Here is a 16,053-nt window from a genome sequence, read left to right as displayed (position 1 = left end):
CCCACAGCCCCCAGGCGATCGCACTTCCAAAATCCCCCTTTTTCACAGCCAAAAAAACCCACTTTTACCCCTTGACAAATCCCCCAACTTGACTTATCATTAAAGAATGGGAATCCGTGCCGACATATATATAGGATTTCCTCACCCTAACACCTCACCGACAGGCTCAGGTTTTGACGATCGCCGGGTGCGTCAGAGGCGAGCCATAGCAATAATCACCGGATAATTAGCCAACTGACGCACCTCTTCCTAATTGATCGCCATAATATCCAGGTCATAGATAGTTTTGGCAGTACCCACCGGAATCACATTGAGAGAATAGGCTCCTCTGGGGAGAAATTGGCTAATCTGTTCTGACTGTTGACCGAAGTTCCTGGACGCAAACAACAGGCTACCGTTAGCCTCTCGTAGCTCAATGTTCGCATTTTCCCGCAGTCCCGTGAGGTTAATATCTACTTCGCTGTCCCGGCTGATAGTAAACTCGTAGCGATCGGTGGTGTTGCGAATACCGCTGCTAGTAAAACCAATGCGATCGCTGTTGGTGTACATATTGTCTCTTAGGGAAAACAGGTCGCCGACGGAAAACTCTTGAAGGGGTGGGTTGATATCACTATTAATACTGAGTCGGTATGGACTCCTAGCAGTACCATTGGGGAATACTTCCACATAGTAAACACCAGCTTTTAAATCGGCGCTAATATTTTCGTTAGCACGATCCTTTTCATTGGCTGTTTCCAGAAGGCTTTTAGCATCACCGTCGTACAAACGCATATTGATATCCTGACTCAAGTTAGTCAGGTTGATATCAACCAAACCATCTTCAGCTAGTTGAAAGCGCACCCAGTCTCGTTGGTCGCGACCGGAACGACCCTCGGTGAAACCTACACGGTCGTTAAAGGTTTTGGCTTCCTCCTCAGGAAAGATAGTGCCTAAATTGAAGGCATCTTCTGGGGTATCATATTCACCAATGTAAGCAGTAGCTGCCGTGATACCCAACCGGTAGTTACTCCGGGCATTACCCACGGGGGTAACTTTTACATAGTAGGTTCCAGCTTCGAGTCCTTCGAGTTCAATTTTTTCAGGTCGGCGACCTCGGTTTCCACCCCGAGCTACTAACAAGTCACGTTCATCATAAATATCTACATCAAGATTTGCTCTCAGTCGGTCTAGGGTCAAGTTAACATCGCTATCTACTGGCAGGGTAAAATTGTACCAGTCCTGAGTGTCTCGTCGCCGACCTGTGCCGAAACCAACGTCCCCAGTTTCATTAACAGGAGTGGCTTCCGTAAGCCGCCCCAAACCGATACCAGGCTTGCTGTCCTCGGCATTTACGGTGATAGGGTCAGCACTCATAGCCAGGCGATATGGGGTTCTGGCGTTACCTACGGGGAACACCCGCACAAAATAATCACCCGGATCTAAATCGGTGCTAATTCTTTCAGGTCGGCGACCTGGGTTGTTAGACCGAGATAGTGCCGAACCCCTCCTATCTAAGATTTGGACGTTAGCATTAGCCCTGAGTCCGTCCAGGGTCAGGTTAAACTCGCTTTCCTCACTGATGGTAAATCTGTAGTAGTCGTTGCGATCTCGTCTGCGACCTTGTCCAAAACCAATGCGATCGCTAATCACCTTCTCTCCAGATTCGATGACACCCACATTTAACGCATCTGCCATAGTGTCATAAGCCATCTGTACTGCTACAGGTTCTCCCTCTACCCAGATTAACCCCCAGTCATCCTTATTCCTTAACCCCGTGATATCAGCTTCGCTCAAGGCTTCCCCATTCACTAGGCGCATAAATAACTCACCCTCATCTCCTGGGGAGTCGATTTCGTTGAGCTGGGAGTCTATATAATGCCCGAATTCCTCCGTTATCACATCCACCAGTTTCTCACTGTGAATTACCCCCTCTGATAAATACACCGTACCCGTCAAAGAGTCAAAAGCACCATCAGCGCCATTCATAGACGCAGCGGAAAGAACTTTGAGATTTGGTGTTTCTCCCTGACTCAAAGCCTCAATAATAGTTGCTCCTAATTCCACATCCGTATATACACCGAAAGCCGTTTGTAAATCCCCCTGAAAATTAGCTGAGGCGACAAACTCTGTTAATTGTTGGTTAACCTGAGTTAATGCCGCCTCGATTTCTGCTGCTGCTGTTAGTGGATTTACCGACACATCACCGCTGAATCCCAGTGGGGGTAAGGGATTCGGATAATCCGAGGGTTCCGGCGCGATCGCCGCTAATATTTCTCGAGTATTTTTCATAATATTTCACCTGGTAGATGGGCCTACATAGCAAACATATCAAATAGTATTTGCCCTCACATTTTCCCACCATTTCCATTCTATTGTCCCCACCAGATGATGTCAACCCCCTGGCTACCCCAGGCGATCGCACTTCCAAAATCCCCCTTTTTCACAGCAAAAAAAACCCACTTTTACCCCTTGACAAATCCCCTAACTTGACTTACCATTAAAGAATGGGAATCCGTGCCGGCATATATATAAAGGTTTTCACCCCCCACCCCAATTTCTGGAAAGGGTTGGTGGTGAGGAGGTGAGGTTAAACACCCCACCCCACATCATTTCACTAAATCAAGTCAATGCTTAATCTATATGGAGTGCGAGCCCCCAGGTGGGGAAATACCCGCACATAATAAGTTCCGGGTTCCAGTTTTCGGGCGGTGATAGTTTCCGGGTTTTTACCTTCATTATTAGATTGGGATATCAACTCACCCTCACTACCCAATAATTGCAGGTTAGCATCTTTAAATAGTTCATCCAGGTCAATTCTGACAGTACCTTCACGATTGAGGTCAAAGCGGTAATAGTCCTCGGTATTGCGATCGTCTCCCACTACATAGCCAATGCGGTCAGTCCTGACAATTTCTCCTGTGAGTCTACCCAGGTTTTCCGCATTAGGGAAGATATCATCATTGGGTGGTTTAGGTTGTGGGTTATTATTCCCCGGTTTGGTATCATCATTCAGAATAGTTCCGGTAGCACGCCGCCTTCCTAATTCGGCATTTTGAGGGTTGCTGAGGTTGACGGTAAAGGTTTCATCGGGTTCTACTTTAGTATCTCCAAACACGGGAACATTAATAAATTGGCGGGTTTGACCGGGTTGAAATATCAGCCTTCCCGCCGTGCTTTGATAGTCTCGGTCTCTGACGGTAGCGGTACCGTCAGCGGTAGCATAATTAACTGTTACCCTCTCCGGGCTAGGGTTATCTAATGTCACCACAAAACGAGCATTAGTCTGACCGCGATCGCCTTCTTTTAGCTGGGTGTCTCTGATAGAGATTTGGGGGACATCATCATTCAGAATAGTTCCGGTAGCACGTCGCCTTCCTAATTCCGCATTTTGAGGGTTACTGAGGTTGACGGTAAAGGTTTCATCGGGTTCTACTTTAGTATCTCCAAACACGGGAACATTAATAACTTGGCGGGTTTGACCGGGTTGAAATATCAGCCTTCCCGCCGTGCGTCGATAGTCTCGGTCTCTGACGGTAGCGGTACCGTCAGCGGTAGCATAATTAACTGTTACCCTCTCCGGGCTAGGGTTATCTAATGTCACCACAAAACGAGCATTAGTCTGACCGCGATCGCCTTCTTTTAGCTGGGTATCTGCGATGGTAATTTGGGGCACTATAATATCATCATTCAGAATAGTTCCTGTAGCACGCCGCCTTCCTAATTCCGCATTTTGAGGGTTACTGAGGTTGACGGTAAAGGTTTCATCGGGTTCTACTTTAGTATCTCCAATCACCGGAACTCTGATCACCCTTTCCGTTTGACCCCTCGGAAAAATTAACCGTCCGCTAGTCTGCTCATAGTCTTCGTCAGCCACCGTAGCCGTGCCATCAGCCGTAGTATAACTAACTTGCACAGTTTGGTTACTCGGACTGTCCAGAGTTACCTTAAATTCCGCAAAACTGCGACCGCGATCGCCTTCTTTTAGCTGGGTATCTGCGATGGTAATTTGGGGCACTATAATATCATCATTCAGAATAGTTCCGGTAGCACGCCGCCTTCCTAATTCGGCATTTTGAGGGTTACTGAGGTTGACGGTAAAGGTTTCATCGGGTTCGACTTTAGTATCTCCAAACACGGGAACTCTGATCACCCTTTCCGTTTGACCCCTCGGAAAAATTAACCGTCCGCTAGTCGGCTGATAGTCACCGTCAGCCACCGTAGCCGTGCCATCAGCCGTCGTAAAATTGACTGTGATCATCTGGTCACTAGGACTGTTGAGAGTTACCGGAAATTCCGCAAAACTGCGACCGCGATCGCCTTCTTTTAGCTGGGTGTCTGCGATGGTAATTTGGGGTAAATCCTCATCCTCATCAACAATTAACTTAGTGATAAAGGCATCACTGTCACCACTATTCCTTTGTCCATCTAGGTTGCCTTCAGTATAGCCCGCCACATAAATCGACCCATCACTACCGGTGGTCAGGGCACTAGCAGAGTCCCAACTCCTGGTTCCCAACAGGCGCGTCCAGGCTTTAGTGCCATTGGGCTGGAACTTAGTGATAAAGGCATCACTGCGACCACTATTGGTTTGTCCATCTAGGTTGCCTTCAGTATAGCCCGCCACATAAATCGACCCATCACTACCGGTGGTCAGGGCATTAGCATAGTCCCTCTCACTGGTTCCCAACAGGCGCGTCCAGTCTTTAGTGCCATCAGGCTGATACTTGGCGATAAAGGCATCCCTGCCACCACTATTTGTTTGTCCATCTAGGTCGCCCAGAGTCTCACCCGCCACATAAATAGACCCATCCCTACCCGTGGTTAGGGCATGAGCATAGTCCTGCTCCCAGGTTCCCAGCAGGCGCGTCCAGGCTTTAGTGCCATTGGGCTGATACTTGGTGATAAAGGCATCACTATGCCAGCCACCACTATGGGTTTGTCCATCTAAGTCGCCTGAAGTCCCACCCGCCACATAAATTGACCCATCACTACCGGTGGTCAGGGCATGAGCCTCGTCCCAACTACTGGTTCCCCACAGGCGCGTCCAGTCCCTACTGCCATCAGGTTGGTACTTGGTGATAAAGGCATCCCTGTCACCACTATTCCTTTGTCCATCTAGGTTGCCCCAAGTCCCACCCGCCACATAAATCGACCCATCCCTACCCGTGGTCAGGGCATTAGCATAGCCCAAACTACTGGTTCCCAACAGGCGCGTCCAGTCTTTACTCCCATCAGGCTGGTACTTGGTGATAAAGGCATCAGCACCGCCACTATTGGTTTGTCCATCTAGGTCGCCCAGAGTCTCACCCGCCACATAAATAGACCCATCATTACCGGTGGTCAGGGCATGAGCATAGTCCCAACTACTGGTTCCCAACAGGCGCGTCCAGTCTTTAGTGCCATCAGGCTGATACTTGGTAATAAAGGCATCCTCCATACCACTATTGGTTTGTCCATCTAGGTTGCCGGAAGTCAAGCCCGCCATATAAATCGACCCATCACTACCGGTGGTCAGGGCATGAGCCCGGTCCCAACTACTGGTTCCCAACAGGCGCGTCCAGGCGAACTCTGGCGACGCGGACATCTGTACTGCTACCTGTTCTCCCTCTACCCAGATTAACCCCCAATCATCCTGATTCCTTAACCCCGTGATATCAGCTTCACTCAACGCTTCCCCATTCACTAGGCGCATAAATAACTCACCCTCATCTCCTGGGGAGTCGATTTCGTTGAGCTGGGAGTCTATATAATGCCCAAATTCCTCCGTTATCACATCCACCAGTTTCTCACTGTGAATTATCGCATCCGATAAATACACCGTACCCGTCACCGAGTCAAAAGCACCATCAGCACCATTCATAGACCTGGCTGAAAGAACTTTGAGATTTGGTGTTTCTCCCTGAGTCAAAGCCTCAATAATAGTTGCTCCTAATTCCACATCCGTAGATGCACCGAAAGCGGTTTGTAAATCCCCCTGAAAATTCGCGGAGGCGACAAACTCAGTTAATTGTTGGTTAACCTGAGTTAATGCCGCCTCGATTTCTGCTGCTGCTGTTAGTGGATTTACCGACCCATCACCGCCGAATCCCGCCGGTAGGGGATTCGGATAATCCGAGGGTTCCGGGATTATCTCCGCTAATATTTCCCTGGTATTTTCCATAATATTTCACCTGGTTGATTCCCATAGATAGCCAACCTATCAAATAATATCTGGCTTCACATCTCCCGCCATGACCATTCTATTCTCCCCACCAGATGATGTCAACCCCCTGGCTACCCCAGGCGATCGCACTTCCAAAATCCCCCTTTTTCGCAGCCCAAAAAAACCCATTTTTCCCCTTGACAAATCCCCGAACTTGACTTACCATTAAAGAATGGGAATCCGTGCCGACATATATATAGGTGGTTTCACCCCCCCCACCCCAATTGCCCGGAAGGGTTGGCGGTGAGGAGGTGGGGTTAAACAATCACCCCACCCCAGATAATTCACAGCCCTTTCAGTAATCATGCAATACCCTTTGACTCGTCCCTCTCTCCCCCTGCACTGCTAGGATTATCTAATGTCACCAGCAAACCAGCATTAGTGCGATCGCTATCTCCTTCTATGATTTCCGTGTCTGCAATGGTGATTTGCGGTAAATCATCATAATCATCATTCAGAATAGTTCCGATAGCTTGTCGCCGTCCTAATGTCGCATTTTGAGGTCTACTCAGGTTCACCCTAAAGGTTTCATCCGGTTCTACTTTGGTATCTCCAAACACCGGAACATTAATGACTTGGCTGGTTTGACCGGGGCTAAATACCACCCTTCCCGTCATGGGTCGATAGTCTTCCCCAGCCGTTGCCGTACCATCAGCCGTGGCATAATTAACCACTACCCTCTCACTGCTAGGGTTATCTAATCTCACCACAAAACGAGCATTTTTCTGACCACTATTGCCTTCTATGATTTCCGTGTCTGCAATGGTGATTTGCGGTAAATCATCATCATCGTCGTTCAGAATAGTTCCGGTAGCTTGTGCCCTGGCTAATTCCGCATTTTGAGGTCTACGGAGGTTCACCATAAAGGTTTCATCCGGTTCTACTTTAGTATCTCCAAACACCGGAACAGTAATGACTTGGCGGGTTTGACCGGGGCGAAATATCAGCCTTCCCCTCCTGTGTTCATAGTCTTCTCCAGCCGTAGCCGTACCATCAGCGGTGGCATAATTAACTGTTACCCTCTCAGGGCTAGGGTTATCTAATGTCACCACAAAACGAGCATTTTTATGACCACTATCGCCTTCTATGATTTCCGTGTCTGCAATGGTGATTTGCGGGAAATCATCATTGATAATAGTTCCGGTAGCTTGTGCCCTGGCTAATTCGGCATTTTGAGGTCTACGGAGGTTCACCATAAAGGTTTCATCCGGTTCTATGTTAGTATCTCCAAACACGGGAACATTGATAAATTGGCGGGTTTGACCGGGTTGAAATATCAGCCTTCCTGTGGTTTGTCGATAGTCTTCTCCAGCGGTAGCTGTACCGTTAGCGGTAGCATAACGAACTGTCACTATCTCACTGCTAGGGCTATCTAGTCTCACCACAAAACGAGCATTAGTCTGACCACTATCGCCTTCTTTTAGCCGGGTGTCTGCGATGGTAATTTGGGGTAAATCCTCATCCTCATCAACAATTAACTTGCTGATAAAGGCATCACTGCGACCACTATTGGTTTGTCCATCTAGGTTGCCGTAAGTCCAGCCCGCCACATAAATAGACCCATCATTACCGGTGGTCAGGGCACTAGCATAGTCCCAACCCCTGGTTCCCAACAGGCGCGTCCAGGCTTTAGTGCCATTGGGCTGGAACTTAGTGATAAAGGCATCACTGCGACCACTATTGGTTTGTCCATCTAGGTTGCCTTCAGTATAGCCCGCCACATAAATCGACCCATCACTACCGGTGGTCAGGGCACGAGCATAGTCCTCCCTACTGGTTCCCAACAGGCGCGTCCAGGCTTTAGTGCCATTGGGTTGGTACTTGGTGATAAAGGCATCCCTGCCACCACTATTCCTTTGTCCATCTAGGTTGCCCCTAGTCTCGCCCGCCACATAAATCGACCCATCACTACCGGTGGTCAGGGCACTAGCATAGTCCCAAACCCTGGTTCCCAACAGGCGCGTCCAGGCTTTACTGCCATCAGGCTGATACTTGGTGATAAAGGCATCACCGCCGCCACTATTGGTTTGTCCATCTAGGTTGCCCTCAGTCCAGCCCGCCACATAAATCGACCCATCACTACCCGTGGTCAGGGCACGAGCAGAGTCCCAACTACTGGTTCCCAACAGGCGCGTCCAGTCTTTAGTGCCATTGGGCTGATACTTGGTGATAAAGGCATCGCTGCCACTATAGGTTTGTCCATCTAGGTCGCCCTCAGTATAGCCCGCCACATAAATCGACCCATCCCTACCCGTGGTTAGGGCATGAGCATAGTCCCAACCCCTGGTTCCCAACAGGCGCGTCCAGGCTTTAGTGCCATTGGGTTGGTACTTGGTGATAAAGACATCCCGCGTACCACTATTGGTTTGTCCATCTAGGTCGCCCTCAGTATAGCCCGCCACATAAATCGACCCATCCCTACCCGTGGTTAGGGCATGAGCAGAGTCCCAACTACTGGTTCCTAACAGGCGCGTCCAGACTTTACTCCCATCAGGCTGGTACTTAGTGATAAAGGCATCCAAGCCACCACTATTGATTTGTCCATCTAGGTTGCCGTCAGTCCAGCCCGCCACATAAATCGACCCATCACTACCCGTGGTCAGGGCACGAGCCCCGTCCGAACTACTGGTTCCCAACAGGCGCGTCCAGGCGAACTCTGGCGACCCTGACATCTGTACTGCTACCGGTTCTCCCCCTACCCAGATGAAACCCCAATCATTCTGATTCCTTAACCCGGTGATATCAGCTTCACTCAACGCTTCCCCATTCACTAGGCGCATAAATAACTCACCCTCATCTCCTGGGGAGTCGATTTCGTTGAGCTGGGAGTCTATATAATGCCCAAATTCCTCCGTTATCACATCCACCAGTTTCTCACTGTGAATTATCGCATCCGATAAATACACCGTACCCGTCACCGAGTCAAAAGCCCCATCAGCACCATTCATAGACCTGGCTGAAAGAACTTTGAGATTTGGTGTTTCTCCCTGAGTCAAAGCCTCAATAATAGTTGCTCCTAATTCCACATCCGTAGATGCACCGAAAGCCGTTTGTAAATCCCCCTGAAAATTCGCGGAGGCGACAAACTCAGTTAATTGTTGGTTAACCTGAGTTAATGCCGCCTCGATTTCTGCTGCTGCTGTTAGTGGATTTACCGACCCATCACCGCCGAATCCCGCCGGTAGGGGATTCGGATAATCCGAGGGTTCCGGGATTATCTCCGCTAATATTTCCCTGGTATTTTCCATAATATTTCACCTGGTTGATTCCCATAGATAGCCAACCTATCAAATAGTATCTGGCTTCACATTTCCCACCATTACCATTCTATTGTCCCCACCAGATGATGTCAACCCCCCAGCTACCCCAGGCGATCGCACTTCCAAAATCCCCCTTTTTCGCAGCCCAAAAAAAACCACTTTTCCCCCTTGACAAATCCCCCAACTTGACTTACCATTAAAGAATGGGAATCCGTGCCGACATATATATAGGTGGTTTCACCCCCCCACCCCAATTGCCCGGAAGGGTTGGCGGTGAGGAGGTGGGGTTAAACAATCACCCCACCCCAGATAATTTAACTAAACCAAGTCAATGCTCAATCTGTATTCAGTCCGTGCCGCCAGGTGGGGAAATACCCGCACATAATAAGTTCCGGGTTCCAGTTTTCGGGCGGTGATAGTTTCCGGGTTTTTACCTCCATTATTAGATTGGGATATCAACTCGCCATCGCTACCCAACAATTGCAGGTTAGCATTGGCAAATAGTTCATCAAGGTTGATTCTCACAGTACCTTCACGATTGAGGTCAAAGCGGTAATAGTCCTCCGTATTACGCTCGTCTCCCACTACATAGCCAATGCGGTCAGTCCTGACAATTTCTCCCGTCAGTGTACGCAGGTTTACCGCATTAGAGAAGCGATCGTCCGGTGGTTCAGGTTGTTGATTATTATCCCCCGGGAAATCATCATTCAGAATAGTTCCGATCGCTTGTCGCCGTCCTAATGTCGCATTTTGAGGTCTACTCAGGTTCACCCTAAAGGTTTCATCCGGTTCTACCTCAGTATCTCCAAACACCGGAACATTAATGACTTGCCGGGTTTGACCGGGGCGAAATACCACCCTTCCCGCCGTGCGTCGATAGTCTTCCCCAGCCGTTGCCGTACCATCAGCCGTGGCATAATTAACCACTACCCTCTCACTGCTAGGGTTATCTAATCTCACCACAAAACGAGCATTAGTGCGATCGCTATCTCCTTCTATGATTTCCGTGTCTGCAATGGTGATTTGCGGTAAATCATCATAATCATCATTCAGAATAGTTCCGATAGCTTGTCGCCGTCCTAATGTCGCATTTTGAGGTCTACTCAGGTTCACCCTAAAGGTTTCATCCGGTTCTACTTTGGTATCTCCCAACACCGGAACATTAATGACTTGGCTGGTTTGACCGGGGCTAAATACCACCCTTCCCGTCATGGGTCGATAGTCTTCCCCAGCCGTTGCCGTACCATCAGCCGTGGCATAATTAACCACTACCCTCTCACTGCTAGGGTTATCTAATCTCACCACAAAACGAGCATTAGTGCGACCACTATCTCCTTCTCTGATTTCCGTGTCTGCAATGGTGATTTGCGGTAAATCATCATCATCGTCGTTCAGAATAGTTCCCGTAGCTTGTCCCCTTGCTAATTCCGCATTTTCAGGGCTACTCAGGTTCACCCTAAAGGTTTCATCCGGTTCTACTTTGGTATCTCCCAACACCGGAACATTAATAATTTGGCGGGTTTGACCGGGGCTAAATATCAGCCTTCCCGTCGTGCGTCGATAGTCTTCCCCAGCCGTCGCCGTACCATCAGCGGTAGCATAATTCACTGTTACTCTCTCACTGCTAGGGCTATCCAATGTCACCACAAAACGAGCATTGGTCTCACCGCGATCGCCTTCCTCTATCTTGGTATCTCTAATGGTAATATTGGGTTTAATGGGGCTACCAGATAATGTGGTATTGAGGAGAATAGATACGTTACTACCATACTCATTTACTACCGCCAAATCATCGAGTCCGTTACCGTTAAAGTCCCCCACGGTAATAGCCCTAGGATAACTACCGACAGCCAAACTAACAGGACTCATAAAAGTACCATTACCTCTGCCTAATAATACTGATACTTGACCATCCCAGGAAGAGTTGACCACTGCCACATCTAAATTACCGTCAAGGTTGAAGTCTCCCACCGCCATGGCTTGAGGAGAACTTCCAGCCGGAAAACCAACAGGGTTCCTAAAAGTACCATCTCCCCTTCCTAATAACATCCATGCTTGACTGTCGTGGTCGGTCACTACCAAATCTAAATTACCATCATTGTTGAAGTCTCCCGCCGCCATGTCATAAGCATAACCTCCAGTATCAACCATGGTAGCCTCACCAAAGCCACCATTTCCGTCTCCTAATAGGACTGATGCGCCACTCCAACCATTTGCTACTACTAAATCTAACTTCCGGTTTCCGTTAAAGTCTCCCACTGCAATGGCATAAGGATAGTTATTACCCAAATTAAAGTTCGTGGCTTTGCTAAAGGTACCATTACCAATTCCTAATAGCACTGATATCTGGTCAGAATAACCCTGATTCATCACGATTAGGTCTAAATTGCGATCGCCATCTAAGTCTACCAGTAAAAAGTCCCCCGCACCCGACTCGCTTCCCGTCTTAAAGTTGTCCCCAAAGAAGCTGGCAGAACCAATGCCTTCCAACACTGTTAAGTTATCAGAACTGCTGCTTCCATTCATAACTACTAAGTCTAAATTGCGATCGGCATTCAAATCTCCCGCCGCCACCATCGTGGGATAATCCACCACAGTCAAATTAGTATCACTCAAATCAAAAGTGCCATCTCCCTTTCCTAGTAATAGTGAGACGTTATTACCAGAGTAGTTGGCTACCGCTAAATCTAGCTTTCTGTCTCGGTTCAAGTCCCCTACAGCAATAGCATAAGGGCTGCTGCCAACATCGAAGTTAGTAGGCTCACTAAAAGAAACATCCTGACTCGCCTCTACTTGCACCAAACCACCCAGAATATTTACAACATCATCTTGATTTTTTAACCCGGTGATATCAGCTTCACTCAACACTTCCCCATTCACCAGGCGCATAAATAACTCTCCCTCATCTCCAGGGGAGTCGATTTCGTTTAATTGGGAGTCCAGATAATGTCCTAATTCTTCAGTAACAACATCCACCAGTTTTTCACTGTTAATTACTGCATCAGATAAATACACCGTACCCGTCAGGGAGTCAAAACCGCCATTAACACCATTCATTAAGTCCGCTGAAACTACGATCATCTCTGGGAGTTGGCTACCCTCTCCCAAAGCCTCTATAATCGTTTGACCCAATTCCACATCCGTATATGCACCGAAAGCCGTTTGTAAATCGGCTTCAAAACTAGCCGAGGCGACAAACTCCGTTAATTTTTGGTTAACCTGAGTTAATGCCGTCTGTATTTCTGCTGCTGCTGTCAGTGGTTCGACGGATACATCACCAATGAATCCCAGCGCTGGTAGGGGATTCAGAGACTCCTGGGAGTCCAGCCACCAAATATCTGATACTTCTTGGGTGTTGTCCATGATATTTGACCTAGTAGTTATATATATCTCATATCCATGAGATGGTAGAGGCGATCGCCTTTTACTATAACAATTATTATAATTCTCTTTATATATAACGTCAACGGTTCAATTGTTAAAAAAAAATGAAATTTGCCATTGACAAATACCAGAATTTTACTGATAATTATATAATCGGTCTCTGTGCCAAAATATATAAGCAGCAGGGTTGAACCGGAATTCAACCCCACCTGGATATAACGAGGAACTTGAGGGGATAGAAATTATCCCCCAAGCGGAACAATTAAATCACAAAGAAATCCTCAAGCGGAATCTCGCCGAAACCTGGTAAATCTCCAGTATATCCGGTGATATTAATTACCAAATCATTCTGAGGCTGAAAACCAGGAACATTATCATTAATGACCAAATAAGTACCGCGAATATCGGCATTGGTCGCCCTGACTAATACGGCGCTATTAGGTTCTAATTCTTGTTGTCCGGGTTGTCCGCCATCAGCATTACGAAATACCTGATTAACAAGCCTTCGCAAGGTAGGAGCATTGTTATTTCGAGCGCGCGTAAAATTCTCTGGGACACCGATATCGCCTCCGTGTAGGTTCAGCAGATCAATTTTATCAGTACCGATTTCAAAATCTGTAATCCGGTCAGGAGCGGCTACCCTCGATTCTCCAAACCCGAACACAAAGACATCAGCACCAGGACCACCCGTGAGAATATCTCGACCCGGACCGCCGTTGAGGGTGTCGTTACCCGGACCACCATTAAGGCGGTCATTTCCCGGACCTCCATCTAAAAAGTCGTTACCTTTACCACCGATTAAGATATCGCGACCTGCACCACCGATTAAAGTATCATGACCGACACCACCCACGAGGCGATCGTTTCCCGGACCTCCATCTAAGAAATTGTTACCGCGTCTGACAATCAAGGTATCATTGCCAAGACCACCGAGGAGGGTATCATTACCTTTACCTGTACCAACAAGGCGATCGTTATCATCTGTACCAATGATAATACTATCAGAGCCATCAGTTACCGTGTCACTACCGAGAACCGGAACTTGGTTAATTATCTGCTGTCCCCGTAAGTCATTTACCGTTTCAATAAAACCTGTTCCCGCACCAGTACCAGCAGCGTTGAAAAAGTCTACTACTACTAAATCATCTTCAGGGGAAAATTCACCATCTTGATTCAGGTCTACTAGCAGATTTTGGTCTTGTCGCGCTACCCCCACTACTCCTGATAAAAATCCATCTAAATTTAGGTCAATGGGAGTTCCTGGGCTCAAATTATTTACTATGGTTAGGGTATCTTGTCCGCCACTGTCTTCGATGCGACTACCAGCCTGAAGTCTTCCCATACCACCATAGCGAATCATGTAGCTATCATCTCCGTCACCACCGCGAAATACATTCCCGGTGAAACTATATGCGGAGATGCTGAGAGTATCATTACCCGAACCACCTTCAAGAGTTACATTTGAGGAGCGAGCAATCAGAACATTGTTACCAGAGTCTCCTAAGACCAGATCATTTTGATAACCCACAATTGAGTCATTCCCAGCACCTCCACGAAGGGTATTCTCACCCAGAGAATTACCAACCAGGGTATCATTACCGCCATCGCCGAAAAGCCTATTGTTTCCCGCACCAGCCACTAAACTATCATTTCCCGGACCGCCGCTCAGGAAATCATCCCCCAAGCCACCAATTAGAGTATCATTTCCCAGACCACCGAGGAGGGTATCATTACCTTTACCTGTACTAACAAGGCTATCATTGCCCCCGAGACCCAGGATGCTATCATTATTGTTGGTTCCGAACAGGGTATCATCACCATCTGTACCAGTGATAATATTAGGACCATCAGTTACCGTGTCGCTACCGAGAACCGGAACTTGGTTAATTATCTGCTGTCCCCGTAAGTCATTTACCGTTTCAATAAAACCTGTTCCCGCACCAGTACCAGCAGCGTTGAAAAAGTCTACCACTACTAAATCATCTTCAGGGGAAAATTCACCATCTCGACTCAGGTCTACTAGCAGATTTTGGTCTTGTCGCGCTACCCCCACTACTCCTGGTAAAAATCCATCTAAATTTAGGTCAATGGAAGTTCCTGGGCTCAAATTATTTACTATGGTTAGGGTATCTTGTCCGCCACTGTCTTCGATGCGACTACCAGCTTGACCATAGAATGCTAATGGGATGATGTAAGTATTATCTGCGTCACCGCCGCGCAATACATTCCCGGTGAAACGGTATTGGGATGATATCCTGAGAGTATCATTACCCGAACCACCTTCAAGAGTTACATTTGAGGAGCCAGCAATCAGAACATTGTTACCAGAGTCTCCTAAGACCAGATCATTTTGATAACCTACAATTGAGTCATTCCCAGCACCTCCACGAAGGGTATTCTCACCCAGAGAATTACCAACCAGGGTATCATTACCGCCATCGCCGAAAAGTCTATTGTTTCCCGCACCAGCCACTAAACTATCATTTCCCGGACCGCCGCGCAGGAAATCATCCCCCAAGCCACCAACGAGAGTATCATTTCCCAGACCACCGAGGAGGGTATCATTACCTTTACCTGTACTAACAAGGCGATCATTGCCCCCGAGACCCAGGATGCTATCATTATTGTTGGTTCCGAACAGGGTATCATCACCATCTGTACCAGTGATAATATTAGGACCATCAGTTACCGTGTCACTACCGAGAACCGGAACTTGGTTAATTATCTGCTGTCCCCGTAAGTCATTTACCGTTTCAATAAAACCTGTTCCCGCACCAGTACCAGCAGCGTTGAAAAAGTCTACCACTACTAAATCATCTTCAGGGGAAAACTCACCATCTCGACTCAGGTCTACTAGCAGATTTTGGTCTTGTCGCGCTACCCCCACTACTCCTGATAAAAATCCATCTAAATTTAGGTCAATGGAAGTTCCTGGGCTCCAACGATTTTCTATGGTTAGGGTATCTTGTCCGCCACTGTCTTCGATGCGACTACCAGCCTGAAGTCTTCCCAGACCACCATAGCGAATCATGTAGCTATCATCTCCGTCACCACCGCGAAATACATTCCCGGTGAAACTATATGATGTGGAGATGCTGAAAGTGTTGTTCCCTGCTAAAGCCTGTAGGGTATCCCCAGAACCAGCAACCAGGGTATCATTGTCATCAGTACCTAGTATTAGCCTACCCATAATCTATCCTTGTCAAACAAGTCAGTACAATTACAGTC

5 protein-coding genes and 1 pseudogene are annotated in these 16,053 nt (G+C 47.8%); all 6 read right to left on the bottom strand.

Translation table 11 applies throughout. From position 1 onward, the window contains the following. Positions 1-255: 255 nt before the first annotated feature. Positions 256-2,268: pseudogene (locus N39L_RS32065) on the bottom strand (PPC domain-containing protein); the annotation flags it as partial. A 325-nt stretch (positions 2,269-2,593) separates the two neighbouring features. Continuing rightward, positions 2,594-6,139, bottom strand: coding sequence for a Calx-beta domain-containing protein (locus N39L_RS32060; RefSeq protein ID WP_014277457.1), 3,546 nt, complete (start codon positions 6,137-6,139; stop codon positions 2,594-2,596). Positions 6,140-6,178: 39 nt separating this feature from the next. Continuing rightward, positions 6,179-6,325: a hypothetical protein gene (locus N39L_RS32055; RefSeq protein ID WP_158307579.1), complete on the bottom strand. Its 147-nt coding sequence runs from the start codon at positions 6,323-6,325 to the stop codon at positions 6,179-6,181. A gap of 158 nt (positions 6,326-6,483) precedes the next feature. Then, complete coding sequence (locus tag N39L_RS32050; protein ID WP_014277456.1) at positions 6,484-9,429, bottom strand: Calx-beta domain-containing protein; 2,946 nt, start codon at positions 9,427-9,429, stop codon at positions 6,484-6,486. 330 nt (positions 9,430-9,759) lie between these two features. Next, the gene (locus tag N39L_RS32045) at positions 9,760-12,804 is read right to left on the bottom strand and encodes a Calx-beta domain-containing protein (protein ID WP_014277455.1); all 3,045 of its coding nucleotides are present in this window, start codon (positions 12,802-12,804) and stop codon (positions 9,760-9,762) included. Between the two features lie 283 nt (positions 12,805-13,087). Next, positions 13,088-16,015 carry a calcium-binding protein gene (locus tag N39L_RS32040; RefSeq protein ID WP_148261882.1) on the bottom strand — a complete coding sequence of 976 codons (2,928 nt, stop codon included), beginning with the start codon at positions 16,013-16,015 and terminating at the stop codon, positions 13,088-13,090. Positions 16,016-16,053 lie beyond the last annotated feature (38 nt).

The organism is Limnospira platensis NIES-39, assembly GCF_026000695.1.
Classification (GTDB): domain Bacteria; phylum Cyanobacteriota; class Cyanobacteriia; order Cyanobacteriales; family Microcoleaceae; genus Limnospira; species Limnospira platensis.
This window is presented reverse-complemented; position numbering and strand designations above follow the sequence as displayed.